This is a genomic window from Paenibacillus sp. UMB4589-SE434 (assembly GCF_030226685.1).
Classification (GTDB): domain Bacteria; phylum Bacillota; class Bacilli; order Paenibacillales; family Paenibacillaceae; genus Paenibacillus_B.
This window is the reverse complement of sequence record NZ_JASOYK010000013.1, coordinates 1-22,459: the sequence shown is the minus strand read 5'-3', so window position 1 is coordinate 22,459 and position 22,459 is coordinate 1. Positions and strand designations below refer to the sequence as shown.

26 protein-coding genes and 1 riboswitch are annotated in these 22,459 nt (G+C 44.9%); of the genes, 3 read left to right on the top strand and 23 right to left on the bottom strand.

The window, feature by feature from the left end; translation table 11 throughout:
• Positions 1-73: 73 nt before the first annotated feature.
• From glmU to QP775_RS24835, 13 genes are all read right to left on the bottom strand, one after another.
• Complete coding sequence (gene glmU / locus QP775_RS24895) at positions 74-1,483, bottom strand: bifunctional UDP-N-acetylglucosamine diphosphorylase/glucosamine-1-phosphate N-acetyltransferase GlmU (protein ID WP_285109298.1); 1,410 nt, start codon at positions 1,481-1,483, stop codon at positions 74-76.
• A gap of 118 nt (positions 1,484-1,601) precedes the next feature.
• Positions 1,602-1,886 (bottom strand): septation regulator SpoVG, encoded by a 285-nt coding sequence (gene spoVG, locus QP775_RS24890; RefSeq protein ID WP_005545528.1) that lies wholly within the window; start codon positions 1,884-1,886, stop codon positions 1,602-1,604.
• Positions 1,887-2,024: 138 nt separating this feature from the next.
• A complete protein-coding gene (locus QP775_RS24885; RefSeq protein WP_285109297.1) occupies positions 2,025-2,408 on the bottom strand; it encodes a RidA family protein in 384 nt (127 codons plus the stop codon).
• A gap of 36 nt (positions 2,409-2,444) precedes the next feature.
• Positions 2,445-3,272, bottom strand: coding sequence for a pur operon repressor (purR, locus tag QP775_RS24880; RefSeq protein WP_239333848.1), 828 nt, complete (start codon positions 3,270-3,272; stop codon positions 2,445-2,447).
• Between the two features lie 132 nt (positions 3,273-3,404).
• Positions 3,405-4,259 (bottom strand): 4-(cytidine 5'-diphospho)-2-C-methyl-D-erythritol kinase, encoded by an 855-nt coding sequence (ispE, locus tag QP775_RS24875; protein ID WP_239333850.1) that lies wholly within the window; start codon positions 4,257-4,259, stop codon positions 3,405-3,407.
• A 377-nt stretch (positions 4,260-4,636) separates the two neighbouring features.
• On the bottom strand, positions 4,637-4,816 hold the full coding sequence (locus tag QP775_RS24870) for a small, acid-soluble spore protein, alpha/beta type (protein ID WP_285109296.1): 180 nt from the start codon (positions 4,814-4,816) through the stop codon (positions 4,637-4,639).
• 273 nt (positions 4,817-5,089) lie between these two features.
• The gene (gene veg / locus QP775_RS24865) at positions 5,090-5,365 is read right to left on the bottom strand and encodes a biofilm formation stimulator Veg (RefSeq protein WP_028543456.1); all 276 of its coding nucleotides are present in this window, start codon (positions 5,363-5,365) and stop codon (positions 5,090-5,092) included.
• Positions 5,366-5,530: 165 nt separating this feature from the next.
• Positions 5,531-6,424, bottom strand: coding sequence for a sporulation peptidase YabG (gene yabG, locus QP775_RS24860; RefSeq protein ID WP_239333854.1), 894 nt, complete (start codon positions 6,422-6,424; stop codon positions 5,531-5,533).
• A 117-nt stretch (positions 6,425-6,541) separates the two neighbouring features.
• Positions 6,542-7,432 carry a 16S rRNA (adenine(1518)-N(6)/adenine(1519)-N(6))-dimethyltransferase RsmA gene (gene rsmA, locus QP775_RS24855; RefSeq protein ID WP_239333856.1) on the bottom strand — a complete coding sequence of 297 codons (891 nt, stop codon included), beginning with the start codon at positions 7,430-7,432 and terminating at the stop codon, positions 6,542-6,544.
• Between the two features lie 158 nt (positions 7,433-7,590).
• On the bottom strand, positions 7,591-8,133 hold the full coding sequence (rnmV, locus tag QP775_RS24850; protein ID WP_239333858.1) for a ribonuclease M5: 543 nt from the start codon (positions 8,131-8,133) through the stop codon (positions 7,591-7,593).
• Positions 8,134-8,282: 149 nt separating this feature from the next.
• Entirely contained in the window at positions 8,283-9,404 is a 1,122-nt protein-coding gene (locus QP775_RS24845; protein WP_285109295.1) for a resuscitation-promoting factor, read from the bottom strand.
• Between the two features lie 292 nt (positions 9,405-9,696).
• A riboswitch (cyclic di-AMP (ydaO/yuaA leader) is annotated at positions 9,697-9,890 on the bottom strand.
• 192 nt (positions 9,891-10,082) lie between these two features.
• On the bottom strand, positions 10,083-10,850 hold the full coding sequence (locus QP775_RS24840) for a TatD family hydrolase (RefSeq protein WP_239333862.1): 768 nt from the start codon (positions 10,848-10,850) through the stop codon (positions 10,083-10,085).
• A 35-nt stretch (positions 10,851-10,885) separates the two neighbouring features.
• Positions 10,886-12,181, bottom strand: a complete 1,296-nt coding sequence (locus QP775_RS24835) for an HD domain-containing protein (protein ID WP_239333864.1) — start codon at positions 12,179-12,181, stop codon at positions 10,886-10,888.
• A 339-nt stretch (positions 12,182-12,520) separates the two neighbouring features.
• Here QP775_RS24835 and QP775_RS24830 point away from each other — a divergent pair, with 339 nt between their 5' ends.
• The gene (locus tag QP775_RS24830) at positions 12,521-12,775 is read left to right on the top strand and encodes an AbrB/MazE/SpoVT family DNA-binding domain-containing protein (RefSeq protein WP_005545514.1); all 255 of its coding nucleotides are present in this window, start codon (positions 12,521-12,523) and stop codon (positions 12,773-12,775) included.
• A 218-nt stretch (positions 12,776-12,993) separates the two neighbouring features.
• On the opposite strand, the gene rsmI is transcribed toward QP775_RS24830, so the two are convergent.
• The 10 genes from rsmI to QP775_RS24780 form a co-directional block, all read right to left on the bottom strand.
• Complete coding sequence (rsmI, locus tag QP775_RS24825; RefSeq protein WP_285109317.1) at positions 12,994-13,899, bottom strand: 16S rRNA (cytidine(1402)-2'-O)-methyltransferase; 906 nt, start codon at positions 13,897-13,899, stop codon at positions 12,994-12,996.
• Between the two features lie 4 nt (positions 13,900-13,903).
• Positions 13,904-14,662: a tRNA1(Val) (adenine(37)-N6)-methyltransferase gene (locus QP775_RS24820; RefSeq protein WP_239333866.1), complete on the bottom strand. Its 759-nt coding sequence runs from the start codon at positions 14,660-14,662 to the stop codon at positions 13,904-13,906.
• A gap of 91 nt (positions 14,663-14,753) precedes the next feature.
• Complete coding sequence (locus QP775_RS24815) at positions 14,754-15,140, bottom strand: initiation-control protein YabA (RefSeq protein WP_239333894.1); 387 nt, start codon at positions 15,138-15,140, stop codon at positions 14,754-14,756.
• A gap of 38 nt (positions 15,141-15,178) precedes the next feature.
• Complete coding sequence (locus tag QP775_RS24810; protein WP_028543466.1) at positions 15,179-15,979, bottom strand: PSP1 domain-containing protein; 801 nt, start codon at positions 15,977-15,979, stop codon at positions 15,179-15,181.
• Positions 15,980-16,960, bottom strand: a complete 981-nt coding sequence (holB, locus tag QP775_RS24805; RefSeq protein WP_285109294.1) for a DNA polymerase III subunit delta' — start codon at positions 16,958-16,960, stop codon at positions 15,980-15,982.
• Positions 16,961-17,006: 46 nt separating this feature from the next.
• Positions 17,007-17,450, bottom strand: a complete 444-nt coding sequence (locus tag QP775_RS24800) for a YaaR family protein (RefSeq protein ID WP_028543468.1) — start codon at positions 17,448-17,450, stop codon at positions 17,007-17,009.
• A 16-nt stretch (positions 17,451-17,466) separates the two neighbouring features.
• On the bottom strand, positions 17,467-17,796 hold the full coding sequence (locus tag QP775_RS24795; RefSeq protein WP_239333870.1) for a cyclic-di-AMP receptor: 330 nt from the start codon (positions 17,794-17,796) through the stop codon (positions 17,467-17,469).
• Positions 17,797-17,848: 52 nt separating this feature from the next.
• Positions 17,849-18,493: a dTMP kinase gene (gene tmk / locus QP775_RS24790; protein ID WP_285109316.1), complete on the bottom strand. Its 645-nt coding sequence runs from the start codon at positions 18,491-18,493 to the stop codon at positions 17,849-17,851.
• 19 nt (positions 18,494-18,512) lie between these two features.
• Entirely contained in the window at positions 18,513-20,093 is a 1,581-nt protein-coding gene (locus QP775_RS24785; protein ID WP_285109293.1) for an aminotransferase class I/II-fold pyridoxal phosphate-dependent enzyme, read from the bottom strand.
• A gap of 240 nt (positions 20,094-20,333) precedes the next feature.
• On the bottom strand, positions 20,334-20,519 hold the full coding sequence (locus tag QP775_RS24780) for a sigma factor G inhibitor Gin (RefSeq protein ID WP_239333874.1): 186 nt from the start codon (positions 20,517-20,519) through the stop codon (positions 20,334-20,336).
• A gap of 232 nt (positions 20,520-20,751) precedes the next feature.
• Between QP775_RS24780 and QP775_RS24775 the strand changes: the two genes are divergently transcribed.
• Together QP775_RS24775 and QP775_RS24770 are read left to right on the top strand one after the other, a co-directional pair.
• Entirely contained in the window at positions 20,752-21,276 is a 525-nt protein-coding gene (locus QP775_RS24775; protein WP_285109292.1) for a hypothetical protein, read from the top strand.
• A gap of 114 nt (positions 21,277-21,390) precedes the next feature.
• The gene (locus QP775_RS24770; RefSeq protein WP_285109291.1) at positions 21,391-22,260 is read left to right on the top strand and encodes an SDR family oxidoreductase; all 870 of its coding nucleotides are present in this window, start codon (positions 21,391-21,393) and stop codon (positions 22,258-22,260) included.
• Positions 22,261-22,459: the final 199 nt, after the last annotated feature.

The window sequence follows — 22,459 nt, the reverse complement described above, 5'->3', positions numbered from 1 at the left end:
CAAGTTCATCTCTTATTTGTATGATTCGACGTGCTCGTAAAGCTAATATCCTTTATTCATAAAGCCGCGCAGCTTATTGCTCGCCTTGCTGCGTTTCACGTTCCTTTTTTGCTTTGGCACGACCACGAAGCTTCTCGGCATAACCAGGCTTGATCACCTGGCGCTCGCGAGCTATCGCAAGGTCGTTGTCTGCGACATGATGTGTAATCGTGGAGCCAGCCACTACATAAGCTCCCTTACCAACGCTAATAGGAGCAATGAGGTTTACGTTGCTGCCAATAAAAGCATCATCACCGATTTCTGTAACGGATTTATTATATCCGTCATAGTTCACGGTTATCGCACCGCAGCCAATGTTGACATTCTTGCCCACTTTCGCATCGCCAATATAACTTAGATGCGATACTTTGGAATGATCGTCAATGACCGCATTTTTGATCTCGACAAAGTCGCCGATCTTAACATCCTGGCCAATATCAGCACCAGGCCGCAAATAAGCAAATGGTCCAACAGAACTATCTTGGCCGACGCTGGCACTACTTGCTACAGAATGTGCAATTACAGCTCGATCCGAGATTCGCGAATCCGTAATCTCGACATGAGGTCCGATCACACAATCCTCCCCAATCGCTGTGCTGCCTCGCAGAACAGTTCCTGGATGAAGCACTGTATCAGCTCCGATCGTAACCGCTGCTTCGATATAGGTCTGCATAGGGTCGACAATCGTAACTCCATTTAACATGTGACGCTTGTTAATACGCTCGCGCATCAATCGCTCTGCTTCAGACAGTGCCAATCGATCATTAACCCCAATCGATTCAGCAGGGTCTGGCGAACAGTAAGCCTGCACGACATTTCCCTGCACTTTCATGATGCCAATAACATCTGTCAGGTAGTACTCCTGCTGTACATTGTTATTGGTCACTTGTTCAAGTGCTGCGAACAATTGCGCATTATCAAAACAGTAAGTACCTGTGTTGATCTCTCTCACCAATTGTTCTTCTTGTGTCGCATCTTTCTGTTCTACGATTTTCAAAACCGAACCATCTTCTGCTCGAATAATTCGACCATACCCATGAGGATTATCCAGTTCAGCCGTCAAAATCGTCGCCGAAGCCTGTGCACGATCATGAAGCTCCATCAGGCGTTCCAAGGTGTCAGACGTCACGAGAGGCGTATCTCCACAGATCACAATTGTCGTACCTTGTTCACCGCCAAGAAGCGCCTTTGCTTGCTTTACCGCATGTCCGGTACCGAGCTGATCCGCTTGTAATACGAATTCCGCACGGTCTCCCAAGTAACCCTTAACAGCTTCAGCCCCATGCCCGACAACAACAACCGTGCGTTCTGAATCCACACGCTCTACTGCGTCCAGTACATGTCCAACCATCGGTGTTCCGCAAACGGGATGAAGAACTTTATACAGTTTTGACTTCATACGCTTGCCTTGTCCTGCGGCTAGCACAATGGCCATTCTTTTCAAAGCGTCCGACCTCCTGCTTCCTTTACTACCATACTAGAATATATCTCATTATGGAGAAAAAGAAAAGAGAGCCCCCCATGATTGGCTCTCTTTCTTTGCAACCCCAAATATTACCGTATTATGCGCCCTCTTCAATAACTTCCTCTTCTGTGGCAGCGCGCTCATATTCAGCCAGTACCGCGGCTTGAATCTTTTCGCGAGTTGCGGAAGAAATAGGATGAGCAATGTCACGGAATTCGCCATCTGGCGTTCGTTTGCTTGGCATAGCCACAAACATTCCGTTGTTGCCGTCAATAACACGGATATCATGAACAACAAATTCGTTATCGATTGTGATCGATGCGATTGCTTTCATTCTTCCTTCTGTGTTGACGCGGCGGAGTCTAACATCAGTAATTTGCACGTGTGTTCACCACCTTTTTCCATACAAGACTTGGTGTATAATTCCACACGCGCAATTGAATTCCTTCTTTATTTTGCCAACAAACCAACTTTTTTTTGAACTTTTTTGTATAATTAAACGTTTTCGACAAGGTTCGATTTACTTCGTAGCAATTAGCTCAATTTCGACAAACACATCTTTTGGCAATCGTGCTACTTCAACCGTTGATCGAGCAGGCTTATGTGTTCCGAAGTAAGTCTCGTAAATCGTGTTTACCTGAGCAAACTGCTTCATGTCTTGCAGAAATACCGTAGCCTTTAAAACACGGTCAAAAGAAGATCCTGCTGCCTCTAGTACAGCCTTTAAGTTATGGAATACTTGATGCGTCTGTTCCTCAATCCCGCCCTCAACGAGGGAACCGTCAGATGTAAGAGGAATCTGTCCAGAAGTTAATACCAGCTCGCCAAAGGTAACAGCCTGTGAATAGGGGCCGATTGCCTGTGGAGCAAACGTTGTAGATACAATATCAATTGACTTTGTCATATAGATGCACCTCGATCAGAAGTAGTCTACTCTTGCTTATTTATCAAAATAATTGCCCGGCTTAACAGACATCTGCCTGTTGCGGCTGTCGATCGTACCGACACGCACAAGCGATACATAGTCATGCAGCAAGCGTTCATCATTGGATACGTCCTCAGACTCCACAAGAACACCCACGCCCGCTACGGTGGCATTAAATTCATGCAGCAAGTCAATCATACCGTTAATGGTACCCCCTGCTCGCATAAAGTCGTCTACGACGAGCACACGGGAACGTTCCTTCAGCGCACGACGAGCCAATGTCATCGTATGGATGCTTTTCTGTGATCCTGATACGTAATTGATACTCACCGCGGATCCCTCTGTCACCACATGGTCACGTCTGACTAATACAACAGGCAGATTGAGATGTGCTGCAGTTGCGTACGCAATTGGAATGCCTTTGGTCTCTACAGTCATTACCACATCGATATCATGATTGGCAAATGCCGAAGCAAACATACGACCAATATCGTTCATCAAACCTGGCTGCCCTAATATATCGGTAATATAATAATAACCTCCGGGCAGCATCCGATCCGGTTGTTCTAGTTGGGCGCACAATGTTTGCACAAGTGGCAATGCCTTGTCCGGACTGCTCTTCGGAATATACTTTACTCCGCCTGCAGCTCCCGCCAGCGTCAGCAGCTCACCCGTCTCTTCACTCTCGCACACCTCTTTAATAATAGCCAAATCCTCACTAATAGAAGACTTGGCTGCTCCGTAACGTTCTGCAAATGTGGTAAGCGGAATAAGCGTGTGAGGCTTAGACATCAGATATTGTGTCATTTCAACCAAACGCGCGCTTCGCTTTAATTTTTTCATCTATTATTCCTCGCTCAAATCCGAATATTATCATGGATATAATACATCAATGTACGTCGATTATCAAGGCGAACCATACGATTATGACTGTTATATCCGATATATTTCGTAATTAGCCATATTATTTCTATATTATGTCAATATTCGAACTGCATACACTTCTTTGCAGAAGCCGCGCAGTCCATTATATATCCGCGCAATCTTCGACTCCTTAGATACAAGACCAAATACTGTCGGTCCGCTGCCCGACATCAAAACGCCTTCCGCACCGAGTCTAATCATGGCTTCCTTTAATTGCTGTACTTCCGGGTGCATCGGCAGCGTGACGTCCTCAAGCACGTTCCCTAAGTTCTCACATATCCCATGAAATGATTGAGATTCAATAGCATCTATCATACTCGCTAGCGATGGATGCTTCTCAATGCGATTAGCTCTGAAACGCCCGTATACATCGGCCGTTGATACATTAATCGGCGGCTTGGCAAGCACAACCCAGCACTGCGGGGGATTAGAAATGTGCTCTAGCTTCTCTCCGCGACCACGCGCAATTGCTGTTCCGCCTGTTACACAGAAGGGCACGTCGGAACCTAATTCTGAGCCTAACGCTTGCAGCTCCTGTTCCGAAATATTCAGCCTCCATAGGCGGTTCAAGCCGCGCAAAGCGGCTGCGGCATCACTGCTGCCTCCAGCAAGTCCTGCTGCGACCGGTATCTTCTTATCCAAGTGAATATAGACGCCTTGTCGAACTTCGTATCTTTCCTTTATCAGCTTTGCAGCCTGAAAGGCCAGATTCTTCTCGTCTAACGGTATGTAACCAGCTTGGCTGGAAATAATAATCGTGTCGCGCGGAAGCTCCTCCATCTCTAGTCGATCGGCCAGGTCAACCATCGTCATAACCATTTCAACTTCGTGGAATCCGTCTTCTCGCTTACGCAATACATCCAGCATTAGATTGATCTTTGCTGGTGCCTTCTCATACACTTTCACCGGCTTTCACCCTTCTTTACGATATCAGAATATATAAGAATCCGCAGATGGAAAGGAAAATGCCTTCATTCTGATTCGCGATAAAAACACCAGAGCCTGCAATGCTCAACTGCTCGGCTAACTTTATCAATCGCTCCTCCTTGTGAACTCTAACAAGTTCATATAGAGGTTATTCTCACCCTTCGGATCGCTTTCGTTATTATAACAGACTATGACATGCAAGTCATTCGTGAATGGTTTGTAAAGGCAGCCCTGTAAGAAAGGCGTTATATCAGCTATTTCCCTTTGCTCACGCTTGTATTCCCTTCGTTAACATAAAAAGCGAACCTCGCGCCTGCGTGGCGTCAAAAGGTCCGCTTATAAGTCATGCTGTATCCTTAATTTTTACGAGAGGCTGCTTCCTCGGCCAATTGAATCGCGCGTTTTACCATATTGCCGGCATCCTTTGCCTTAATGGATCCCCAACCCTCTTTTTGAACCGTATCGTAGAATCCAAGGTCTTTAGCTAACTCATACTTTAGTTCTTCTGACATGACACTTCTTCTTCTGCGGCTCATATAAGTACCTCCTTATAGTGCTTAACAAATCGAGTTGGAGACAGAGTTAGAAGAGATTGCATTGCAATTATAGTGTTAGTCAATATGTCGAGCTTCATGCAAAGGCAAACAGCCAAAAAAATGGGAGGATTAAAAGATTATAATTCACCCTTTGCCTATCCCAATACAATAGTTCATTACAAAAGCCGACTCCATCACACTCCAAGCCTGCTTGACATAAGAAATATAGAAATACAAAAAAGCAGCCCTCTCGGACTGCTTTACATCACATCATTAACTGCGAATATACTCAATCTTCAACTCGCCGTTATCTGCGCAGACGGTAACTTCTACCGACTCGGTCAATATATCTGCATAGCTGTAGGAGACACGCTTGGCATTCTGCTGCTCCTGATCCAAACTTACAACAAAAACAGAAGGGTAGGTTTCTTCCAATACGCCCGTGCGTTCAATCGTCTTGCGACGGCCTCCATTCGCACGAAGCAGAATCTTCTGTCCAACATGGGCTTCAAGACAGCGTCGTATTTCAAACAGCGCATTTTTAGCCATTTCAACTACCACCTCTTTCCTTGTCCATTATAAACAATTAAAGGGGAGGTGTCAAATAAACAGATAATTATAACAATATTATTAAAACCATGTCAATTCATTTTTATACCCAATTTTGTAGGATGTGATTCAAGACCTATATTTATGCATAATGACCTAAAAAAATTAAGTAACGGATGGTGTAACGTTCAGCGTGGACAGGTCTTTCCACTTCGGCATTCCTAGTCGATGGCTCCCCCGAGTTTCAATGCCACCTAACCCTTCCGTACCTGTTATCGTATGCGGAGCAATGTCCGCAATATGAATAGTGTCGCGAATGGAGGTGTAGGCTGCTTTGGCCGCCACGTATGCCGGATCAAGTGCATGAATCATAATACGGCCCGGGGAGCTGGCAAAGTTTGCGCCGTTTTGTAGCAGCGCCTCAAAGTGAGACTGACAGGCACCTGCTATAACCGTTAACATATCCAGGTTCCGTTCATACTGCCTAGCCGTCTTGACTGCATTTACGAAGTTTTGTGAATTTTTATAACTCTGCAGACTATATAAGTCTCGATGCTTTAAACCTTTTAACACGCCGTCATGCCCTGTAATCACGATAATATCTGGACGCGATCGAGGCAACAGTGTGTAAACAGCGTCAGACATCTTGGCCTCCGACACGTAGTGCCCTTCTGCGGGAACCCGCAGTTGGTTATACAAGGTCATGCTTTTTTGTAAATAGTTCGGGTCTCCGTCCAGATGAAGCACCTTGCCTGGCATTTCGAAATGGGCCGCCTGGTTCGGAGCATCAGCAAATTGAAATTCTGTTTGACGGCGCTCTGATTGGCGCTGTCTGTGGCGTTCCAGTGCTTCCACGGATTCAATCATTTTAATTTGTGCTTGCTGTTTACGCCGTTTCATCGTTGTCTCAGGCACATTGACCAGATCTGATGTCGGAGCATCGGCCACTAGTCGATAATCCGTTCCTTTTAACAACGATATGTGCTCATAAATCCCTTCTATCCGGAATGTAATATCCCCACCATAAGATTTGCGTATGACCAGATCTCCCACCTTCATGCCCTTATCACCTCTTACCTATCGTATGGGCGGAAGTCAGGATTGGTGCCTAAACAAAAAAAGCCCCTTTTGGGGGCTAGCTGGTTATAAATAGAGGCGCTAAAATTATGTAACTAATTACAAAGCGTCATATGAAGACCCTATAGCCTCACTAAGGCGCGCAAACTCTTCAAGTGACAAAGTCTCGCCTCTGCGTGTAGGATTGATTCCAGCCGTCTCCAAAGCGGTTTGCAGCTGGTCTATGCCAATATCACCACTATAACGTGCCTTTAAGTTATTCCAAATCGTCTTGCGTCGCTGCGTGAAGCTCGCTTGAACGACTTCAAAAAATCGGGATTCGTCATTTACTTCCACAGGAGGCTTGTCTCTTACCTTTAAGCGGATAACCGCAGATTCTACATTAGGCTGTGGAATAAATACAGTATGGGGAACCGTGCACACAATCTCGGGTTCGCTGTAGTATTGGACTGCAACACTCAGACTGCCAAATTCTTTGCCGCCAGGTGAGGCCGCCATGCGTTCAGCTACTTCCTTCTGAATCATAACGACAATATTTTTGAGTGGAAGACGCTCTTCCAGCAACTTCATCATAATGGGAGTAGTCACGTAATATGGCAGATTCGCCACAACACTCACCTTATCCATCTCCGCAAATTGTTCTTGAAACAGTGCCGGCAAATCGACTTTTAGCACATCGCCATGTACAACGCTAACATTGTTATACGGCTCCATGACCTCCGCTAAAATAGGAATCAAACGCTGGTCGATTTCTACTGCTGCGACCTTGCTTGCCTGCTTCGCCAGCTGCTCTGTCAATGCTCCGATCCCAGGTCCAATCTCAAGCGCACCTGTATGCTCATCCAGATCTGCTGCTTGGACGATACGGCGCATAACATTCATATCAATAAGAAAATTTTGGCCTAGGCTCTTCTTAAATGAAAAACCGTGCTTTCGTATAATATCTTTGGTTCGTGTTGGTGTGGCAATGTCCGGTCTTACTTGCGTCATTCTTTACCCGCCTTCCATAAATTTACACACATTCGCAAATTTTCACCTAATGTGGGCCTTAAATGCTCCAATTCGTATCCCGATACCTCAGTTAGTACGATAAAATCTAATGATCATAAGCATCGAAATATATGCTGTCGTCCTATTGACACTTACATTTAATTGGTGTCTAGACGTCGCAGAGCATCTTCAAATTCTTCTCGACTAATCTGAAAGGTCGTACAACGCTTTAATAATTGCTTGGCATTACAATACCCTATGCCTAGTATTTCACCTAGTCTCATGCGTCTATCGGCCGATCCCTCATAAGCAGTAAGTCCTGCCTGGACCAGATCAGTCCAGGTAAGCACTGTGCCTTCATAGGCAGGCATCTCTGTTCGCAGATGATCAAGTGCATGGCGAATCGCTGCGGGCGAAGCATTCTCCACCCCAATGTCGCCTTTGGCGAGCGCCTCCTGCTTGGTTAGGAATGCATGCTTGCATCCAGGGACACGAGCTGCAATCGCTTTGCGAATCCGTTCACCAGCGAAGTCAGGGTCCGTAAATATAATAACGCCCCGGCGCTCATGCGCCAGCGCGATCTTCTTAAACGTCATCTCATTTAGAGCCGATCCGCCAGTCTCAATAGTATCTGCATCTACCGCTCGTTTTATCGCTACGGTGTCGTCTCTTCCTTCAACGACAATAACCTCACGTATCACAGGCAATTGCCCCTTTCCCAAAAAAAGTACAACTAAAATACAAAAGAAGAGGGAATCCCCTCTTCTTAGCATGACATATTTGAATATGAATTACTATATCATAAATACACAGCTGCAATCCACACAGCTAACACTACACTAGAGACTTCCTAACTCGCCTCCGGCTTCACAGGACCGATAACATAAACCGTATATCCCTTCTTGCGTCCGAAACGCTGCACTTGCTTGGAGGAGTCGTAATATACATCAATGATGTTGCCTTTGACGGCTCCACCTGTGTCTTCAGCACGGCGGAAGCCAATGCCTTCGATGTATACCCACCAGCCAAGTGGAATGACCTTCGGATCTACCGCAATCGTACGACCTTCGGTTACTTTTGTTCCGGAGGCTGTTTTGGCCCCCACAGAACCTGGAGTTTCCGTGTATGCTGTTAATTGCACATTCGTAATTTTTTTCTTGTAATCAAAATCTGAGTTGCCGCCAGAAGACTGACCAACGTCATCGCTATCCGCAGACAGTACCACTAATTCAGGTTCTTTTTTCGTACCGTAAGCGATAACCTTATTGACTTGTTTGGTCTGCACTTTTTTGTCTACCATACGGGCAGTGACAAGCTTCCCATCTTCGAAGGTCTTTTCGATCTTTTGTACGACCAGACCTGACTGGCCCTGCTGCACTGTCTTTTTGGTACCCTTCTTCATATCCGGGTTTGCCTGTTTGACGACTTGATAAGGCACCTTCACCTTACGCTCCTCAACCCCTTTGGTCACACGCACAACTTTGATGTTCATGTTAGACGCAATCGAGGTCAACTTGCTTGGGAAAATTTTATCTTGCGCTTTCAGGTTAATATTTAATTGAGTAAGTGCTTGTTTGACATTGTCCTTAGTTGTATACAACGTCTTCGTTAGCCCATCCACCGTAATCTGAATTGGCTTAGCACGTTCTATGGTGATTTGAGCCCCATCTTTGACTTCAGTATCTAACGCTACAGATACTTCGTCATGACTTCCTACCGCTATCGTGTGCTCATCCAAAACATCACGAAGCGTTTCCTGGCGAGTTTCCAAACGACGCTCTTGTCCATCTACGACAATGGCGACCGTCTTTTTGGAATAACTGAATCCCACCAGCACACTAACTAAAGTTATAGCGATTGCAACTACAGCAATTACAGAAACAACACGCACATTTTCATGCTTCCATCGCATTGCGAGTGACTTGCTGGATGATCGGGGATCATGGGGATCGTTGTTCACGAAGTTGCCCATTTCTCGGTCCTCCTTACATAGTCCCGCCGTCGAGAAGTTATGCATGATACATCTGACGCGACTATTGGATATTTTTGCGAAAAATAAGCTTGTGCCTGCCTATCTCTCACACCAACTCCAGTAACGGTCGTCTCTTCCTCCTTGTTCTTACAACCTATGAACCCGCTCCACAAAATATGCAAGGATGCGAGTCTCGTAAGATGCAAAAACAAAAGAAGCCTGTCTCAAGAGGACTCTCTTTCGTGGCTTCTTCATCAAGACCCAAACAAAACAACAGTCTAGGGCTCACACGAGGACCTCTCTCCGTACGCTTGCGAGGTTAGCTGTCGGGTTCGGGCTATGAGAGTCGCCCTATAAGAACATATCGGCTCACGGCTCGACAGCTCTTAATTCACCCCAAGGATACACTCCGCACCTGCTGGCACTTGCAGCATGCTTCTGGTTCCCCCGCTCTCCAAATCAATGGAAATTCAGCGTTACTGGTTGGTTGGAACAATATTCAAGTTCAATCGAACTTCTGTGAGAAATCATATCGTGTTTATGACAAAGTTGTAAAGACTGCCGCAATCACGTTTTTCGTTAAAAACAACAAAAATAAAGCCAAATTTACTCGTTTTATCAAACAAATCCATGTATATGTTGGTGTAGAACTTTTTTTCGTTAGTTTTTCGTTGATTTTCAACGTATGTCAAAACATGTAAGAGCATTTTCGGTTGTTTTTCTGCAAAATTCTTCTAAATCCATATCCTTTAATCCAGCTGCTACCTCTGCCACTAACCGAACGTATCCGGTTTCATTCCGTTTCCCCCGATAAGGATGAGGAGTCAAATAAGGAGCATCCGTTTCCACCAATAAACGGTCCATTGGAACCTGTTTAAGTACCTCTTTTGGCTGTTTAGCATTCTTAAACGTGACTGGGCCGCCGAACGAAATATAAAAGCCCATATCCAGACACATTTTAGCGGTCTCCCAGCTTCCTGAGAACGAATGCATAATGCCTCCAACCTCTTTTGCATTTTCTTCTCTCAAAATACGAACTACATCTTCATGTGCATCACGATTGTGTATGATAATTGGCATATCCAATTCACGTGCGAGTCCGATTTGCTCTCTGAATACACGTTGCTGTACATCCTTCGGTGATGTATCCCAATGATAATCGAGTCCAATTTCACCAATAGCTACTACTTTTTTATGCTCAGTCAACTTGGCGATCCAATCGATATCCGTCTTCTGCATCGTAATTGCATCAACTGGGTGCCATCCCACAGCCGCATAAATAAAGGGGTACTTCTCCGCCAACTCCATGGTCGTCGGGATCGTTTCCCGGTTAAAGCCTACGTTTACCATTCGTGTCACGCCTTGTTCTAAAGCGCGAGCAATTACTTCCTCACGATCTTCATTAAAGGCTTCATTATCCAAATGGGTATGTGTGTCAAATATCATGTCGAATTACTCTCCTTGTATCCTCTAGTAGGTTCCTACTGTGACGCTCGATCCTCTTGTAGTTGAAGTAGTCGGACAACTGATTCAGAAAGTCGCGGGGCTGCCTGTCTGATTTTATCAATCGGAAAATATATATAATGCTTACCACGATGCAATCCACTGATAGAGCGAACAATATCCGACTTTTTTGACAGCTCGACCAATTGTTGGTCACGATCGAGCAATAAAATGTGCATTTGTGTCGGTTCTTCTCCAGAACGATACACATCATAAGGCATATCAGTAGGGGAATCAAACCATAGATCATAAGCGGGATCAAGTCCTGCAGCCTTCCATTGCTGACAAAGTTCTTCCATTAGCTCCGTATTTAACTGATCGACCTCTACATATTTATACAACTTTCGTTCCATGAATCGCTGACATAATTCTGAAAGCCGCTCATCCTGCTCCCCCATCCACTGAGTAAATACGGTTTGGACAAAGGCCTCATCCAATTGAACATATTGTGCAGAAGTAATAGTCCCTTCAAATAAGGAATCTAGCGGCGCCAGAAAGTAAGAAAATACATATCCCGAGTGATATAGTTCAGTAGCACGCTTAAAAATAAGTCGCAGCAGCAATTCCGAACTTCGTGTCACCGGATGAAAGTATACTTGCCAATACATTTGATATCTCGACATTAAATAATGCTCTACAGCGTGCATACCACTTTCTTTTACGACAATCCGACCTTTATAAGGGCGAAGTACGCGTAATATCCGATCAATATCAAAAGTGCCGTAGTGAACTCCAGTATAATATGCATCCCGCAGCAAATAATCCATTCGATCAGCATCGAGAGGTCCCGAAACTAAATTTACGACTATTTTCTTTTCATAAGTTTTGCGTATAATAGAAGCAATACGTTCTGGCAGCGTTGGGTCTCTGCGTGTTAGTACCCGATTGATGTCGGAATCCCCCAATATAATTCGGCATGTCCAGTCTTCATGATGAACATTGAAAGCCTCTTCAATGGAATGTGAAAATGGTCCGTGTCCAACATCATGAAGCAGTGCAGCACATAAGGCGACAAGCCCTTCCTCCTCAGGCCAGTCTTCAAACTGATTGCGTTCAAATTGAGAGATGATTCGTCTCGTAATCTCATAAACGCCCAAGGAGTGTGAGAACCTGCTGTGCTCGGCGCCATGGAAGGTCAGATATGACGTGCCCAGCTGCCTGATGCGCCGTAATCGTTGAAATTCCTTTGTATTGATGAGATCCCAGATCGTTCGATCCTGTACGTGTACATAATTATGCACTGGATCTTTAAACACCTTTTCTTCTCGCAGCATATTCCTACCTCCTTTTTTCATTTCAGTTAGTAACTGTTAGTTTTACTCTGTCATTTCGACAAATTATATGCTCTTTTAGACCTACCTAGTAATGGGGTATTATTGATTATTCTGACAACTGTGTTTAATAAAAAATTCCTTCTCTGACCAAAAATGAGATAAAAATCGTTGATATCTAACAAAAAACAGCTAAAACTATAAGATAAACCATAAATTAGCATCAAAACTAGCAATATTTCTAGTTGACTAATATGGGAATGGTTGGTACGATATAAAACAACGAACATAGAATATTGTCGAAACATGACATATTATAAGTTTAAAGAGGAGCGATTAATTATGATGAAGTCCACAGGTATCGTTCGTAAAGTCGACGAGCTAGGCCGTGTCGTGATTCCGATTGAACTTCGCCGTACACTTGGCATCGGAGAAAAAGACGCGCTTGAGATCTATGTAGATGGCGAACGCATTATGCTTAAAAAATACGAGCCAGCATGTATTTTCTGCGGCAACGCTGAGAACGTTACATACTTCAAAGGAAAAATTGTTTGTCACGAATGTATCTCAGAAATTCCACAACCTGTGACAAAATAAGAAAAGTAGGTTATAATAGGCTTACTTACATATGTTAATTCTAACCTTTTTCATATCTTCCTTGACGCCTTCATGGTTACTGAACCCAACCATGAAGGTATTTTTTTGCCCCAAATTATTCATTTGGTTCACCTGACAGGTGCTGCTACAGTAAAATCAATCCCTTACGCGTCAAATCTGCACAAACTTTAGCCAAATTAATAAGTTCTAGGACTCGCCTACACATCAGCTTCTGTTGCTAGCAAAGCTTGATAGATATCACGTTTGGATATACCTCGATCTTTAGCTGCCAGTTTCATGGCTTCTTTACGTGCAGCTCCTTCACTTTCTTCGTAATGACTAACATGTTCCTCGATCGTTAACGACTGCCACCACGCCATATCTGGGTTAGCCAGTAGTCTATCTTCTGTTACCCCCTCTACAAGAATACAACATTCCCCTAGCGGTGCCTGATCATTCAAATGCCGCAGACAATCCTCGACGCTTCCACGAAGAAATTGCTCATAACGTTTAGTTAATTCTCGGGCTAAGACAATCTGTCTATCTCCCAGAACTTCCTCAATCCGCTCTAATGTCTTAATGACGCGATGCGGAGACTCGTAGAACATAAGGGTGCAGCGTTCATGTCGAAGTTGAAGGAGTACTTCATCAATTCTTTTACGTTCACGCGGCAAGAAACCTATAAACATAAAACGATCTGTCGCCAGCCCGGATGCAATCAATGCACTTAACGCTGCATTGGCACCAGGGATCGGTATTACGTTCAGGCCTGCTTCAATGGCAAGTTGGACTAAGTCCATACCCGGATCGGATATAGCTGGTAGACCTGCATCACTAACAATTGCGATACGCTGCCCTTCCAGCATAAAACGGACAAGCTCCGGTCCGCTTGCACGCTTATTGTGTTCATGGTAACTGAACAGCTTCTTTCCTTGAATATCAAAATGGCTCAACAGCTTTCTTGATTCTCTCGTATCCTCTGCGGCAATAATATCTACCTCTTTAAGAATACGTACCGCACGAAAAGTCATATCCTCTAAATTTCCAATAGGTGTCGCGACTAGATAAAGACAGCCTCGACCATCATCTGAATTCGCATAGCTGTTCTGTATATGAAATTCCATCATGTTATTCATTCCTCAATTCCGACTTCGCGCCGTAGTAAATATGCATGAGTTCTTCACAGTAGGTGTTGTCTTCATTATAAACGATTAAAGGCGGCATCAAACGTACTTCAGGCTTTCCATTCCGTGCGGCTTCAATAAGTACCATATTTGCCTCTGATCCAGCCTTCGGATGTACAAAACGAATACGTTTCGGTTCGAGTCGATAGGTTCTCATTAACGCCATCATATCTACCAGTCGTGACGGACGATGTACCATTGACAGCTTACCACCAACCTTTAACAATCTCGCGCATGCGGCTATTACATCTTCCAACGTACATCCTATCTCATGACGAGCCATTGCTTTATGTTCGTTCTCCTTCAAATCACCTGACGCAACTGACATATATGGAGGATTAACGGTTATCGCATCATAAAGATTTTGATCCCCAACAAGCCTTAAGGTCTTGAGGTCCCCCTCCATAATCTTAATCTGTCCAGTAAGTCCGTTTATTTCTACACTACGTTGAGCCATATCAGCTAGTCTGGGCTGTATTTCAATGCCGTCAATGTGTGCTTTCGTCCGAGTCGTTAGCAATAACGGGATAGCTCCATTTCCTGTACATAAATCAAGAATACGCCCCCTAACAGGTACTGCAGCAAATCGGGCTAATAGAACAGCATCCAAAGAGAAGCTGAATACTTCGTCGCTCTGAATAATACGTAAATCATGCGTTAACAAATCATCCAGACGCTCGGAAGGATGTAAGGTTACATTCATGTGTGCAGGTATCTCCTTTGTTCCGATATCAATATGTGTATATGAGAAAGCCGTAGGGAGGAATGTAAGATTCCATCACCTACGGCACCGGTTATTTATTGAGGAAGGACAAACAGAATAAGCAGTCGCCTTCCGTACGCAAATGACCATAATATACGTTGCAAATATGAAATCCTTCATGGTACAAGCGTGCCAAATTGTCGTAGCCTTCACCAACTAAATTGGCTTTTGCCTCCGCTTCGTCCAAAGGAATATCAGCTGCGGGTGCAGATTCCCCGGTTGGAACGGAAGCTGTCTGGTCTTGCTCATGATGCTCAAGCTGCAGAACTTTGCGCAGTTGCTGATTCTCCATCAACAGACGCTGGTTCTCTTCCAGCAGCTCCTTCACGATCAGCTTCAGTGCACCGACTTCTTGATGAAGGTTACCCATATTCGTTTCTAGACCATGAATTTGTGTAAAAATATCTCTCTTCTCCAAGTTCCCACCCCAGAGTATCATACAGATGTCCTACAACATTACTTCACGACCACATCGTCAAATAATAGTTCCTTCACTTTCCCAACTTCGAACAGCTGCACATGTACTTTTCGTTCACCAGCATTCAAGCCGACTACTTTACCTTCTCCTAACGAGGTTACAACCAATCTGCCGACAGCAGGTAGTTCTTCCTTCGCACTTTCATAGTTATCATGCTCATACTTCAAGCAACACATGAGACGACCACACAAACCGGAAATCTTGGTAGGATTTAATGATAAGTTCTGGTCTTTTGCCATTTTGATGGATACCGGTTCAAAATCACCTAACCATGAGGAACAGCAGAGCACACGTCCACAAGGCCCTATTCCGCCAAGCATCTTTGCCTCATCACGTACACCGATCTGTCTTAGCTCAATGCGGGTACGGAATACGCTCGCTAGGTCCTTAACCAATTCCCGGAAGTCAACTCTGCCTTCCGCAGTAAAGTAGAAAATGATCTTGTTCCGATCAAACGTATATTCGACATCAACCAACTTCATCCTTAACTGGTGTGTTTTAATCTTCTCTAAGCATGTACCAAATGCATCCTTTGCTGCCTGGCGGTTCGACTCCACCAGTTGCCCATCTACATCCGTCGCTACCCGGATGACCTTCTTTAATGGAAGTACCACATCGTTCTCGCCGACCGTCTTCGGACCGATGACGACTTTGCCGTACTCGATGCCGCGCGCCGTTTCGACGATCACATGCTGGTCCTTCTGGACCGGCCATTCGACCGGGTCGAAATAATAAATTTTGCCCGCTCTTTTAAAACGGACGCCGACCACATTATACAATCAAGTACCTCCTTGCATCCCAACCAGAAACTGCTCAAACACTAGCTGCGGGTTTACGTTAGCGCGTACCCGCTTCTGCGCTTCCGCCGCAGCTTCCATGCACCGAATCCATCCATCGGCTGTTCTCGTCCACGCAATCTTGCCCATTAGTTCGAGCTGATCTTGAAATACGAGGCTGTCCTGTCGGTTCAATTGGTAATACAACATATCTCGAAACCAGAGATGAAACAATCGGAACAACATGTCCGAATGTTCCGCAAGCTCCGTCTTGAATACTTTCTGCTGTGCTAGTAGGAGTGCTGAGGACAGTCGTACCCCGCACTCCTTCCCTAATTGTAACATTACGTTTCTCAATTCTGCAAACCAATTCTGTTGGCATAAATGCCTGCTGGCATCCAATCCGTTTACCAATTGAACGGCAACACGTGCAAGTGTAGACACACTACCTTCTTCAACCAGCTTATGATAAATTTGCTCAGGATTCGTAGGCGTAAATGGCACCCACTGTGAACGTGAAATAATCGTCGGAAGCATAGCTTGTCCATTATCTGCAATTAGAATCGCAATTGAGGGGCTCGTTGGCTCTTCCAAAAATTTAAGCAGACTGTTTGCCGCTTGCACCGTCATTTTGTCAGCCTGCTCCATAATGTATATTTTCCGTCCCGACGGGTGAGTACGATATGAAAATTCGCGCTGCAGATCACGAATCTGATCAATCTTGATCGATTGCCCTTCCGGCACAATCATATGCACGTCCGGATGGTTGCCGTGATCAATCTTGCGGCAGGACAAACATTCATCACAGGAATCATCCTTCATACGCTCACAGAACATAGCTTTTGCCAAAGTTATTGCCGTCTGAACACGTCCTGTACCCCGAGGCCCGCTGAATAAGTAAGCATGTGAGACTTTGTCGGCTCGAAGGCCATGCTGCAAGATCGCCTTAGCCCTTTCCTGACCAAGGATATGCTCAAATGACATCTGGTATGATCCTTTCTAATAACCTGCTACCTCTCAGCATAGGTTGTTAAAATGTCAAGTTTATCAACATGCCACGTATTTCACCGACTTTGTTTAGCATGTCAATCTTACCCTCTTCGCTCTGGAGTAATTCGTCAGCTAATTCCAACAAAGCGGTATCTATCTCTTCCACCAGTCGATATCGTTTACTGCGACCGCGTCTGTCCCATCCTCTTGCATCCCGGATTGCGACACCACGTCGAACGGTATCCTCCAAAAATCGCTTAACCATCGTCTTGTATAAACGTAATTCACGTACGGTCATTGACTTCGATAACCGCTCGCCTTGTTTGTATATATCCTGCAACCTCTGCTGCATCTCTTCATTAGAGGAACGTCCATCCTGCTGCTGCATCATATCCGCGAATGACTTCGTGGTGACAGGCTTAGCCACAGGGTCGCCAAGACGTACATCTTTACCAAAAGGGCGAAAGCCCGGGTTAATCTTCACCTTTCATCACCCTAACTTAGAAATGTTCAAAACGATCTACCGGCATTACAAACACTGTTGCTCCGCCAACCTGCACCTCAACGGGAAGCGGCATATACGAATCCGTTGTTCCACTCATTGGTGTAACGGGAGTAACCAATTGATCTCGTACCTTACAATTGGTGCGAATGACTTCGAGCACATCCTCGACCTGTTCATCCTCGACACCTATCATAAATGTCGTATTACCCGCTCGTAGAAAGCCGCCCGTGCTTGCAAGCTTCGTTGCGCGGTAATCGGCTTTGACCAGGGCATGACTTAGCCGATTGCTATCCTTGTCTTGTACAATGGCCACAATTAACTTCATGCTGTCATCCTCCTCATAATATAATGAAAAGCGGTATTAATCTAATTATACATCATTTCCTCATCATCCTCGTGCGTTGCTGTAAATTCTCCATCATATGCAAGACAATGGCCTCTGGTGCCTGTGCAGCATCGATACGAACAATGCGATCTGGATGATGCTGAGCAATGATTTGATACCCTTCCTGCACTTTATAGTGAAAGGACAATGCCTCTTGATCCAATCGATTTACTTCCCGTAATTGGTTTGCTTCGATACGTCGTAAGCCTACATCAGGAGCAATGTCCAACCAATAAGTAACATCTGGCATCACAGTCTGTACTGCAAACTGATTAATTTTCCAGACGGCATCAATTCCTAAGCCGCGGGCATAGCCTTGATACGCTAAACTGCTATCTACAAAGCGGTCACTAATAACGATTACCCCATTTTCCAATGCAGGTATCACCTTCTCGACCAAATGCTGCCTTCGCGCTGCTGCATATAAGAGCGCTTCTGTATGGGGGTCCATCTCCGTATACTCAGTATTCAGAATAACTTCGCGGATACGCTCTGCAATTCGAATACCGCCTGGTTCACGTGTGACCAGCACCTTGTACCCTTTTGCTTCCAACTCACGCTGCAGCAAAACAATCGAAGTCGACTTTCCGGCACCTTCGCCGCCCTCTAAAGATATAAACAAGCCTGGGTAGGCCATTATAATCAACAATCCCTTCTTATTTCTCGTACACCAGCAGTGTCCGCAGCGTCTTATCCGAGGCATCCTGACACTTCGCTCCCGCCTCAGATAATTGCTGTAATAACTTAATATGCGCAGCTGATATCGTTTCCCCGGCATATAAAAGCGGTATACCTGGGGGATATGGGACAACAGCCTCTGCCGCATCATAACCTGCTGCTTCACTTGTGTCAATAAATCGAACCTGACGCTGATCAAGGTCAAAAATGGAAAAAGCGATCGGTTCAGCTATTAAATCTTCCATTTGAGTAGCTTGGAGAGACAATTTTCGAATCGAGGCTGACTCTCTATCCTTGTGTCTACTATCTTTATGAGACCTTGTCTCTACCTCCCTCTCAATCTTAAGCTGATCCTCCAAATCCACCAGGGCTGCAGCCACTCTTTCCACTTCTGCTAACGTTGTGCCGAGCGTACACAATAACACAACATAGTTTATATCAGCCATTTCCGCTACAATACCGTTCTCCCGCAAACGGTCAAGCAAATCATATCCTGTGCAATTGCCGTATCGCTCATATATGACCACTTTAAATGGATCAACCAATGGATGAGTAGACGATTGATCATTATCCTTATCAACGCTGCGAACTGATTCCTTAGGTGATATACAACTGAACGTATTGGATCTCCCGATCCATGAACGCAAATATTCAACTGCTGCTAAACCCTCTGTAAAGGCTGCCGGACCACGTGTTTGTACATAATGTCGACTCATATCCAAAGATGCCATCAAAGGATACGAGGGACTAGAGCTTTGAATCATGGTCAACGCCTTCGCAAGACGTTTGCGGCATATACGAGCTCCTTGAACATGGAGCATGGCGCTCATTGTCATGCCAAGCAGCATCTTATGCGTGGACTGTACTACTAAATCTGCGCCTGCTTGCAGCGCAGACTTAGGGAGCTTCGGATGAAGCCCGTAGTGAGCCCCATGGGCTTCATCCACGATCAGCGGCAGCCCGTGCGCATGAACGAAATCCGCTATTGGAGTTAGGTCTACGCCCAATCCGTAGTAATTTGGATTGCACAGCACAACTGCCTTTGCTTCCGGGTAGCGTTGTACGGCCGCCGCTATAGTCTCCTTCGATGGGGCAGTGAGTAATCCGCTGTCTTTATCCGCACAAGGACTGACAAAGATAGCACGAGCACCCGCCAACATAAGCCCGTGAAGGACAGACTTATGTACATTACGCTGCACAATGACGATATCACCAGGCTTAGTGCAGCAGGACAAAATAGCGGCAATGTTCCCGCTCGTACTTCCACTAACGAGGAAGTACGTCTCCTCCGCCCCAAAGCACTGCGCGGCCAGCTGCTGCGCCTCTCTTATGGCGCCAGTCGGCTCATGCAGATCATCCGTGCCCTCTACCTCGGTCACGTCCTGCCCGAGCAGCGCCGCATAGCGGCGATATAACGATGCATGCGCAGCATCGTTCGTCTCTGCGGCGGCACGCTCGTACGCCGCCCCATTCTTATGACCGGGCACGTGCATGGATACGTGCTTAGCCTGTTCATATTTTAGCAGTGCCTCTACTAGCGGCATCTGTTCTCGAGTCATTTCATTCATTTGCTGCACCTTTTTTAAGACATAATAATTCTATTGTAACGCAAATCAATTCCTGTGTTTATCCCCTATCAGAAACTCTTTTGTCATTAGTGCTATAATTTGCATCATTATCAAAAAAAGAGCCCGCACCCGGACTCTTGTCATGTAAATAAAAATGAACTTTACGAGATAAACTATCCCAGTACATAAATAAAAGCCTTGCCTTATAAGCCCAAATAAACCCGTCTAACTTTAAGCTTGCAGCTGAAGCCACAGACGCTTTAATTGATGAATGTAAAATGGATACTTATCATCCTTAACATCGGTGTGCACCATCTCCTGCTCACACCCTGAACAAATAAACTGATTGACGATGACCATGCCTTCCGTTTTTTGTTGTCCGCATACGATACAGCAATGCTCCGTCCGGCCCTCCATGACAATCCCACCTTTAATATGATTTATATGTAGTATGTCCTGATTAATAGAACAGTAAACCGATTTCATAGAAACTTTTCAAATATTTATTGCATCATATGCACTACGTTTAGAAAGGTGTATGTACGTTTTGCAGGACATGACGGCTTTTTGCGATGATGCCTTCATTCTACCACCATTTGAACCGATATATATCGTACTGGTGAAACTCATAGAATAAAGGAGTGGCCACATGCAAGCCAGACAGGAACGAACATTTTACAACTATCAGTTATTACGCAAATATCGTTTCTCCAAAGTCGTTAACTACAGCTACATGTTTCTTGGTCTATTAGCAGCAGCTGCCGCGTGTTGGGCAGACGGCATTCTCGGAATAGCATACAGCTTCCTGGCATGGAGCACGCTCATTTGGATTCATTACGTCATATCACGTTCACTCTTCGTAATTGATCGGTATACCTATCGCAAGCGTTGGGGATTCCAGTGGAAGCCACCATGGATCGGTTTCCTTCCTCTTGAGCAGCAGTTTATTGGATTTCGTTATTGGAGCAAAATATTATTATCTACCCTGCTAATTGGAATAGTTATTATTGGTGCCTTAAGCCCTTGGCTGCCACTTGGCTTTACGCTGCAATTTCTATTTTGGCACTTGTGGATTATTGGACCGCGTCTGTTTACCACAATTGCAGCCATGTCGGTTTCAGAAGACAAACTGATTAAATTAGAAACGAATCTATTCTTAATATATAAAGCATAATCCTCTATATTTATACTATTCTTCACCCATTCTTCTGCGAATGGGTGATTTTTTTGAATTTTGGTCACACTAATGTAGATTATGTACGATTTAACTAAAAAGGAGTGCAAGTAAATGCCATCTCAGCTGCAGCCATCGCATACAATGCCGCCACAACATCAAAATCAACAACCGGGAACTGAATCCGAAATGAAACCTCTTCCTAATTATGAAGGGTCAACATACAAAGCAGCAGGTAAACTTAAAGGAAAGGTAGCGCTTATTACCGGTGGTGACAGTGGAATTGGCAGAGCCGTAGCTATTGCGTTTGCCAAGGAAGGTGCAAGTATCGCTGTTGTATACCTAAATGAACATGAAGATGCTTTACTAACCCAAAATGAAATTGAGTCCGAAGGTGTTCATTGTCTGCTTATACCTGGGGATATTGGCGATGAATCGTTCTGTTTAGAAGTCATTAAGCAAACCATAACAAAGCTTGGTGGGTTAAACATACTTGTAAATAACGCTGCAGAACAACATCCACAAGCTAATATTACGGATATTTCTACCCAACAGCTGGAGAAAACATTTAAAACTAATATCTTTTCCATGTTTCATTTAACAAAGGCAGCAATGCCTCATTTGAAAAAAGGAGACACTATCATTAACACGACCTCTGTCACAGCGTATCGTGGCAGCGCAGAATTGCTTGATTACTCTTCTACAAAAGGAGCCGTCGTATCGTTTACTCGTTCCTTATCTGCAAATCTAGCTAAACATGGCATTCGGGTAAATGGAGTAGCACCTGGCCCAATTTGGACACCTCTTATTCCTTCCACTTTCGATGAGCAAAAGGTAAGTGAGTTTGGGGCAAATACTCCGATGCAGCGCCCTGGCCAACCTATTGAACTCGCAGCCGGTTATGTATATTTGGCAAGTGAAGATTCTTCCTATATGAGCGGTCAAATTCTCCATATTAATGGTGGGGAAATTGTAAATGGATAGCTGCAAGAGTTAAAAAACACCTACTAAAACATAACTTAGACACTTTATTTAATAATAAAATAACTCTTCAAATAAAAAAGAAGCTTCCCTCGGGCCTATTCAGACCTTTTGGGACAGCTTCTTTATCTGCTTGGCAACGTCCTACTCTCCCAGGACCCTGCGGTCCAAGTACCATCGGCGCTGGAGGGCTTAACGGTCG

Excerpts from the sequence above, each read along its gene's own strand:
- QP775_RS24820 (WP_239333866.1), bottom strand. The coding sequence starts at position 14,662 with ATGAATGTAACCTTACATCCTTCCGAGCGTCTGGATGATTTGTTAACG.
- QP775_RS24830 (WP_005545514.1), top strand. The coding sequence starts at position 12,521 with ATGATGAAGTCCACAGGTATCGTTCGTAAAGTCGACGAGCTAGGCCGT.
- QP775_RS24835 (WP_239333864.1), bottom strand. The coding sequence starts at position 12,181 with ATGCTGCGAGAAGAAAAGGTGTTTAAAGATCCAGTGCATAATTATGTA.
- QP775_RS24885 (WP_285109297.1), bottom strand. The coding sequence starts at position 2,408 with ATGACAAAGTCAATTGATATTGTATCTACAACGTTTGCTCCACAGGCA.
- veg (WP_028543456.1), bottom strand. The coding sequence starts at position 5,365 with ATGGCTAAAAATGCGCTGTTTGAAATACGACGCTGTCTTGAAGCCCAT.
- QP775_RS24840 (WP_239333862.1), bottom strand. The coding sequence starts at position 10,850 with ATGATATTTGACACACATACCCATTTGGATAATGAAGCCTTTAATGAA.
- QP775_RS24770 (WP_285109291.1), top strand. The coding sequence starts at position 21,391 with ATGCCATCTCAGCTGCAGCCATCGCATACAATGCCGCCACAACATCAA.
- rsmI (WP_285109317.1), bottom strand. The coding sequence starts at position 13,899 with ATGGAATTTCATATACAGAACAGCTATGCGAATTCAGATGATGGTCGA.
- tmk (WP_285109316.1), bottom strand. The coding sequence starts at position 18,493 with ATGGCCTACCCAGGCTTGTTTATATCTTTAGAGGGCGGCGAAGGTGCC.
- QP775_RS24870 (WP_285109296.1), bottom strand. The coding sequence starts at position 4,816 with ATGAGCCGCAGAAGAAGAAGTGTCATGTCAGAAGAACTAAAGTATGAG.
- yabG (WP_239333854.1), bottom strand. The coding sequence starts at position 6,424 with ATGAAGGTGGGAGATCTGGTCATACGCAAATCTTATGGTGGGGATATT.
- rsmA (WP_239333856.1), bottom strand. The coding sequence starts at position 7,432 with ATGACGCAAGTAAGACCGGACATTGCCACACCAACACGAACCAAAGAT.
- QP775_RS24845 (WP_285109295.1), bottom strand. The coding sequence starts at position 9,404 with ATGGGCAACTTCGTGAACAACGATCCCCATGATCCCCGATCATCCAGC.
- QP775_RS24775 (WP_285109292.1), top strand. The coding sequence starts at position 20,752 with ATGCAAGCCAGACAGGAACGAACATTTTACAACTATCAGTTATTACGC.
- QP775_RS24780 (WP_239333874.1), bottom strand. The coding sequence starts at position 20,519 with ATGGAGGGCCGGACGGAGCATTGCTGTATCGTATGCGGACAACAAAAA.
- QP775_RS24785 (WP_285109293.1), bottom strand. The coding sequence starts at position 20,093 with ATGACTCGAGAACAGATGCCGCTAGTAGAGGCACTGCTAAAATATGAA.
- holB (WP_285109294.1), bottom strand. The coding sequence starts at position 16,960 with ATGTCATTTGAGCATATCCTTGGTCAGGAAAGGGCTAAGGCGATCTTG.
- QP775_RS24795 (WP_239333870.1), bottom strand. The coding sequence starts at position 17,796 with ATGAAGTTAATTGTGGCCATTGTACAAGACAAGGATAGCAATCGGCTA.
- purR (WP_239333848.1), bottom strand. The coding sequence starts at position 3,272 with ATGAAAAAATTAAAGCGAAGCGCGCGTTTGGTTGAAATGACACAATAT.